The sequence below is a fragment of the Massilia cavernae genome (genome assembly GCF_003590855.1).
GTDB lineage: Bacteria > Pseudomonadota > Gammaproteobacteria > Burkholderiales > Burkholderiaceae_D > Telluria_A > Telluria_A cavernae.
Genome location: NZ_QYUP01000183.1, coordinates 1 through 7,593, shown reverse-complemented (window position 1 = coordinate 7,593; position 7,593 = coordinate 1). Strand labels below are relative to the sequence as shown.

Here is a 7,593-nt window from a genome sequence, read left to right as displayed (position 1 = left end):
CGAGCGCCTCGAAGCGTGCGGCGCCGGCGGCGCGGCGCAGCACCAGGCCCTGCTCGCCGACGATGTAGAGCACGCCGCCGATCGAGCGGATCGCGTTCAGGTGCAGTCCCTTCGGATTGTCGAGCAGCTGTTCGCAGTGGCGCCATTGTCGGCCGCCGTCGTCGCTGCACAGCGCCAGGCCAAAGGCGCCCACCGCCATGCCATGGCCGGCGCCGTCGAACCAGATGTCGAGCAGCGGCTTGTCGCCCCCTCGCGTTCCTTGCGGCCGTCGTACTGGCGCTGCCAGCTGGCGCCGCCGTCGGCGCTGTGCAGCACCACGGCGTCATGCCCGACCGCCCAGCCGTGGCCGGCGTCGGAAAACGCGACCGCCGCGAGGTCGCCGGACAGGGGCACGGAGGCCTGCTTCCAGTTGCCGCCCTGGTCGTCGGAATACAAAACATGGCCGCGCTGGCCCACCGCCACCAACCGCTCGCCGGCGCGCGCAATGCCGTTGATCAGGGTCCGGCTGGCCAGTGCGCTCGGGTGCGCCGGCTGGTCGAGCGGGTCGACGAAGCCGGGCGGCGCGGCATGCGCCGGCAGCACCGCCAGTGCGGCGGCCAGCAGGCAGAATATTCGGTTCATCACATACTCACGAAAGAGACTGCCGGTAATGCAGGCGTCCCGAGGGACGCCTCCGGCAGCAAGGCGGAAAGAACTGCTATTGTTATTTCTACTTCGACTGCTACCGCTCTTAGCGGACGCCGGCGCCGGACAGCGCCTCCGGCGACCACTGGGCCGGCTTGAGCGGCTCGATGTATTTCAGGCCGCCGTAGGGGCCGGACATGCCGGTCAGGTTGTAGGTGCCGCTGACAAAGTCGTAGATCACGTGGTTGCCGGTGTAGGTGGCCTGCACGTCGTAGGCGTAGATCATGTGATCGAACGACGAGCGGTACAGCTGGCCGCGCGCGTCATACTGGTCCGACGCCAGCGCGACCCAGCTGTCCTCGTCGATGTAGAAGGTGCGCTTGCTGTAGATATGGCGCTTGCCCGGCTTGAGGGTCGCTTCCACCACCCACACGCGATGCAGTTCCCAGCGCAAGAAATCGGGGTTCAGGTGATTGGGCTTGGCCACATCGGTGGCCACCTTGGCGGCGAACAGCTTGTACTGGCCGTAAGGCACGATCATGTCCTTCTTGCCGACCAGCTTGAAGTTGAAGCGGTCCAGCGCACCGTTGAACACCCAGGCGTCGTCGTAGGTCGAAGCGCCGGCCGAACCGGGGTTTGGCGTGTCGTAGGCCACATCCGGCGCCAGCTTGACGCGCCGCTGGCCCGGCAGGTACTGCCACACCTTGCGCGGCTGGACCACCGGATTGACGGCGTCGAACGCCATCAGGCCTTCGCCGGCGCGCCGGGCAGGCGCCAGGTAGGTCAGCTTGGTGCGGAAGAACACATCACCCTGCTTGGCCACCTCGGTGCGCTTCGGGTCGGCGAGCGGGAATTCCTCGAAGATCTCGCCGGCGGTCGCCAGGCTAGGGTGCCGGAGGCGTCGACGTTCCACGATTCGTACTTGGTGGTGAACGCGTGGCCCTGGTAGCGCAGCAGGTGGTTCCACATCACCTCGTTGCCGGTTTTGGGGATAGGGAAGGGCACGCCGGCCAGCGCATTATCGACACCGATGCCGCCGTCGCTGGTCTTGGCGTTGACCGCGTTGCGGGCGGTGTTCTCCTGCAGCGCCTTGGGCAGCGTCACCGGACGGTGGGTCGGGTAGACATCGACCCGGAAGCTCGGGAAGCGCTTGAGCAGTTCGCGGGTGCCGGCGGTCAGCTTGTCTTCCATGCCGGCCAGGTTCTTGCCGGTGATGACCAGGCGCGGCTTGTCGGCCGCGTACGGGTCGGGGCGCACGCCACTGCCGCTGACGTAGCCGGGCGGCGGCGACGCCAGACCGCCGGTAAATTCGGGAATGGTACCGTCCTTGTTGCCGGCTTTCTCGGCGCCGACCGCGGTCAGGGTGGTGCCCAGCAGCCTGGCCTCTTCGTTGCCGACCGCGGCCTGGGCGCCAAAAGCGGCGGCCAGCGTGGCCAGCATCAGGGTATGTTTGAAGTTCATGTGCGTTCCCATCCTGTCAGAAAGTGGTCTTGAAAGTGGCGGCCAGGAAGCCGCGGTCCTTCAGCAGTGAGGTGACACCGCCGAACGAGGTCACGGCGCCGGTGGCAGGGTCAAGCGCCAGCGGGCCGAAGAAGTTGACGTACTTGAGGTCGAAGCGGTATTTCTGGCGCACGTCGAACGACACGCCGGCCGCGTAGTTGCCCGCGCCTTTGTTGCCACCGGCCTGTACGCCGGAATTGCCTTTTAGGCCGCGCGAGTAGCTGAGCGGCATCTGCATGTCGACACCCGGGACTACCTGGAACCAGGTCGGAGTGAAGATGGCGGCAACCGCGAAGAAATCGCGGCTGACCTTGTCGATGCCGTTGTAGCTGGCGCGGCCGCGGAAGAACTGGGCGCCCTGGGTGACCTTGTCGACCCGGCTCCAGACGCCCTCGACCGCCCAGGTGGAGGCATCGAACAGCGGGGTGCGCGCGGTGGTGCCGAGCAGGTTAACCAGGCCGTGGATAGTGTTGCCGCGCGCTCCGCTGACTTCGCCTTGCTGCGGCTGCCCGGCCGCCGCCACCACCAGCGCCGGCGCCACCTTGGCGTTGAGTGCATTGATGACCGCGGCATTGGTCCCGGCCGGCATCAGCAGCGCCGGGGTCGAGTAGAGCGGCATATCGCGGCGGTACGACAGGTCGGCGCCGAGCGACACCCCGGCCACGCTCTTGGACAGCGACAGGCCCAGCACGTCGATGCCGTTGGCGTACTCGAACTGGTACTGGCTGGTCGCGCCCAGTGTGGACGGATAGAACAGGCAGTTGTTGCCTACCACCGCGGCGCCCGGGATCATGCCCTGGCAGATCGCGCTGCCGCTTGGGCCGAACAATGCGGTCGGCAAGCCGGCCAGGCGTACGTTCGCTTGCGGCAGCAGCTCGGAGGTGCGGCGCAGGTAGGCGCCGGCGGTGCCGTCGAGCCAGTCAGGGCTCCAGCGCGCGGACAGGCCGAAGTCGCCGGTCTTGGGCGCGCGGCTGTCTGGTCCGCGCAGCGCCGGGGTGCCGAGCGGACCGAGGAAGAACGATTCGCCGCCCTGGAAGGCGTAGTCGTAGAAACCCAGGAAGGAACCGGATTCCGGCAGTCGCGCCGGCTTCCAGTTGAAAAAGTACTGGGCGGCGATGCCCAGTTCGGCAGTCGGCGAGAACTGGGCCGAGATGGCCTGGCGCGGCAGGAACAGTTCCTTGGCATCGGTGCCGGGGACCGAATAGCCTTTCAGCAGGTCGACCGGCGACTGGCCGTAGCTGATGCTGTGGATGGGCGAGAGCAGGGCCTCGCCCCAGAACAGCGTGTGCTGGCCCAGCTTGACGTTGAGCGGCATGTCGGCGACGTCGAAATTGGCGAACACGAAGGCGTCCAGGATCTCGCCCGAGCCGCGGTGGTAGCGCTTGGTGTGGTCCGACAGACCCAGCGCCGGCTTGCCGCCGGCCCGGTGGTTGGAGCTGGCCACGTTGGTGTTGTCGAGTTTGCCGTAGGCGCCGTCATACCAGGCGGCGGCCGAGACGCGCATTCCGAACTGCTTCTGGTACACCACGTCCAGCTCGCTCAGCCAGTCGACCCGGTTCGATACCATGCCCTTGTCAAAATTACGGTTGCCATCGTCGAAGTTGGGCGATTTGAGCAGCGCCGTATCCTGGCTGCTTACGCGGTGGCCGTAGTTGTACTTGATGGTGTTATCGAAGCGCACCGACAGGTCGGGATTGCCGGCCTGGATCTCGGCAGCCTGCGCCATGCCGATCGCGTATAACGCGGCGGCCAGCGCGTGGCGCGCAAAGGGTTGGGGCGATCGAACAGGCTTGGACTCGCCGGGCGGCGCGCCAGTTGGGGTGGTATGCATCAAAGCTGTCTCCTGATGTTGTAGGCCGCAGTGTCCGGCCGGAATTATGTTTCCGGTCCGCTCATACGGTGACCCATCATAGGAGTGGCGCCGTCCATACTCGTGTCCATTTCATGACGGCGGCTTCGCATTTCGCGACAGGGGAGGGTTGTGGCGTTCGCGGCGGGAATGCGCCATGTTCAGGGCGTGTCGTCGCAAGTGAAGGAATTGGTGTAACGTGGGATTTCGATCAGGGATAGGTTTCGGTTCGACCACGAGGCTGCGACGACTGCATGCCGGTAAAGTTGTGACAATGGGTGAATCTCGTCCCGTTCGATTCTTGTTACTGTCGGAAAAGCCCGCCGCGTGGGCAGCCCTGCCAGTTTCGACGAGTGGGACGAGGAGGAGTCATGAGGTCGACACCTTGGCGCGCCATCGGCGCGGTCGGATGCCTGCTGCTGCTGGCCGGATGTGAGAAGCGCACAGGAGAATACATACCGGTGCCGGGGTCGAGGGTGCCGGGGTCGATGACGCCGGCTCCGACAGCGCCGGTGACATCGGACGCGGCGCGGGTGTTTTACAACGCGCAGCTCAAACCCCAGCTTGCGCGCGATCCCGCCAATCCGGAACAGCCGGCGCTGGCTCACAGCCAGGCCGCTACCTTGCGCTTCGGTATCGGTCCAAAGGTGGCGGGCTCGGTCCTTGCCGAAGTGGAGCCGAATCCGGTCATCGTAAAAAGCAAGGAAGACGTGCCGCTGACCGTGGTGCTGCATTGCGGCTTTTGCGAGCCCCACGCCGAATCACTGAAAACAATGACGTTCCGCGCCACGACGAAGAGAACCGAGGACGTTATTTTCCGGTTCACGCCACAAAAGAAAGAAGGCCAGTCCAGCTACGGGGACAAGCTCCAGATCACAATCATCAACGACAAGACCGGACGCGCCTACGACCGGCTGACGATTCCAGTAACGATCGGCCTGGCCGAAGCCACGTCAGCCAATGCGGCGATGCCGGCGATCGACCTGGGCCGGCCGGCCGGCAGCGACTTGCGGGTCTGGGAATCGGACGTCATCCTCTATGCGCGCGCCGAAGCGACAAACAAGGTCACCGTCGAGGTCCAGCCGGTCAGCGACAAGTTGAAGACCCTGCTCAACGGCCTGGCACTGGATCAGGACGGCAAGCGGCGCGTATTCAATAGCGGCGTCAAGGATGCGGACCTGGTCCAGGCGATGAGCAATTCCGCTTATGGCGCGATGGCGGCCGTCAGCATGCAGGGCGCGCTGCTCAAGAAGTTCAGCGCCACCGGCGCCGACGCCATCGTCTCCGAAGAACATCAGCTTACGCTCAAGCTGGATCCGTCGGAGCTGGCGGGCGTCGCCGATGTCCTGGGCGCAGTCGGACAAAGGCTGCACCGCCACCTGTTTGGCGGCAACGCCCACAAGGATTTGCGCACGCTGATTGGCAGGATCGAAGCGGCCGCTGCGGAAACGGGTAAGCCGGGCGACCGGCCGCTGCGCCTGACCATCGTGACGGACGACTTGTCGCTCCCATGGCAATACCTGCACCCGCAGGGGGCCGATGTCGACGTGAACAAATTCTGGGGAATGCGCTTCAGCATCAGCGTTCAGCGTGCGAGCAATGGCGCGCCCGGCAAGGGACTCGATCAGGATGTGTTCGGCAAGCGCAGGGTGATCTTCGCCCAGTACGGCACGAGTACCGACAAAACCATTCCCCATGCCGAACAGCAATTGGCGCAAATGAAGTCACTCTTTGATGAGCAGCCGCCCATCGAGCTGCGCAAGGTCAGGAGCGGCGCCGAACTGCTGGAGGAACTCAATGCCGGGCGCAAGGAAATCGCCGCCATCGTCACCTTCCTGCATGCGTCGGCCGGCGACGCGGACGATCCGCCCTACCTCGAGTTCAACAAGGGCGACATTGTCACCAGCGACAGCCTGGAGAATCTGCTTAACAAGGTCTCGCCGAACGAACAGCTCGACTTTTTGTCGCGCGGCCCGCTGGTCATACTCAATGCCTGCGAAACGGGCCCGGCACGCAAGCTGCCGCACGTGAAGCTGGAAGACGCACTGTTCCAGCTCGGGGCGCAAGGAGTCGTCGTGACCGAGGTCTCGGTCTGGATCAACCTCGGGCACGAGGTGGCGACCCAGCTGTTGGCGCGCCTCGACAAGGGCGAACCCGCCAGCGACGCCCTGACTGCGGTCAGGCGCGAGCTGTACAAGGAGAAAGCAAATCCGCTTGACCTGCTGTACGTGTACTACGGCGACCCTGCCGCGACGCTGCATCGATAACCCACTGTCGGGAGCTGCCATGATTGACGATCCACATCGCCGTGCCTTCATTGCCAGTGCCATCGCCTGCCTGGGTGCGCCGCTTCCCGCGCTGGCCCGCATCGACCCAGTGTGCGTCAATGATCCCGCCATTTCCGACATGGCGAAGCCGCTGACCATCGACACCCATACCCACTTCTTCAACGGCAGGGACCTGCAGGTGAAGGAGTTCCTGTCGCAGACCACTGTCGGGCCCGATTCCGAGCTCTACCCGCTCGTCAAAGGCTTGGGCGGCATGCTGCAGGGCCTGGCCTGGCACCTGGCGCCCGATGCGCAATCCGAACGGCGCGCGATGGCGCAATACGCCGATCGCCTCAGGCATTGCACCGGCGCCAGCCAGCTGCGCGGCATCGCCGATCCCGCCTTCGAGCAAGGCTATGCGCTCGGGCGCGCTGAACTGCAGCGCACGGCTAGCGAACTGAAACAGACGAGCGACGGCGCCGCGGTGCTCGCCGCCAAGCCGGGAGACGACGGCCTTGGCGCCGTGATCGATGCGTTGCCGGCGTCGTACGACGCGTTCGAGACGGAGAGCACGAAGGGCACCTCTGTGCTCGGCAGCAATCCGTCGCTGCTGGGCTATGTGCAGTTCGTACTGCATCATTTCAATCACCGGCATGTGAATGCCATCGACTACCTGACCACCTATTCGCGCAACTCGCCACGCAAGGTCGACCTTGCGGTGGCCAGCATGGTCGACTTCGACTGGTGGCTTGCCAAAGGCGCGGCCACGCCAACGCCGCTGTCCGAGCAAACCGAACTGATGACTGAGATGTCGGTGCTGCTCGGAGGCCGGGTGCACGGCTTCGTCGCCTATTGTCCTTTCCGCGAGTTGAGGACGCTCGATGCGCAGGGTGTCGGCGACGGCATGCGCATGGTCAAGCGCGCGATCGAGGAACGCGGCTTCATCGGCGTGAAGCTGTATCCGCCGATGGGTTTCGCGGCCTGGGGCAATACCGGAAAAAATGTCTGGGCCGGCAAGCGCTCGCTCCACGCCAGTGCGGCGGCCCCGGATTTTGGCCAGCGCCTCGATGCGGCGATGGCCAGCTTGTTCCGCTACTGCGTTGAAAAGGACGTGCCGATCATGGCGCATACCAACCATTCGAACGGCCCGTATCCGGAATTCAAGGCGCTGGCCGGCAGCGAATATTGGAAGCTGGCGCTCGACAAGTTCCCGGGGCTGCGGGTCAGCTTTGGCCATTTCGGCGACACCGACCTGGAGGATCGCAAGGGCAGCAGGACGTTGCCCTTCCTGAAGCTGATGACGAAGGACGCCGGGACGCCCGGCACGAATACGTTTGCCGACAGCGGCTACTT

3 protein-coding genes and 3 pseudogenes are annotated in these 7,593 nt (G+C 65.0%); 2 read left to right on the top strand and 4 right to left on the bottom strand.

The genetic code is table 11. The annotated features are described in order from the left end of the window. The 4 genes and pseudogenes from D3872_RS26835 to D3872_RS23500 all read right to left on the bottom strand — a co-directional run. Positions 1–193 (bottom strand): annotated as a pseudogene (locus D3872_RS26835) (glycosyl hydrolase); the annotation flags it as partial. 137 nt (positions 194–330) lie between these two features. Beyond that, positions 331–621 (bottom strand): annotated as a pseudogene (locus D3872_RS26830) (WD40/YVTN/BNR-like repeat-containing protein); the annotation flags it as partial. A 109-nt stretch (positions 622–730) separates the two neighbouring features. After that, positions 731–1,815: pseudogene (locus D3872_RS23505) on the bottom strand (DUF1329 domain-containing protein). Between the two features lie 286 nt (positions 1,816–2,101). Beyond that, positions 2,102–3,955 carry a DUF1302 domain-containing protein gene (locus tag D3872_RS23500; protein WP_119813042.1) on the bottom strand — a complete coding sequence of 618 codons (1,854 nt, stop codon included), beginning with the start codon at positions 3,953–3,955 and terminating at the stop codon, positions 2,102–2,104. Positions 3,956–4,344: 389 nt separating this feature from the next. On the opposite strand from D3872_RS23500, the gene D3872_RS23495 reads away from it, so the two are divergent. Continuing rightward, positions 4,345–6,240 (top strand): CHAT domain-containing protein, encoded by a 1,896-nt coding sequence (locus D3872_RS23495; protein ID WP_119813041.1) that lies wholly within the window; start codon positions 4,345–4,347, stop codon positions 6,238–6,240. A gap of 19 nt (positions 6,241–6,259) precedes the next feature. Further along, positions 6,260–7,593, top strand: a 1,334-nt coding sequence (locus D3872_RS23490; protein ID WP_147373982.1) for an amidohydrolase family protein, incomplete at its 3' end; no start/stop codon positions are given.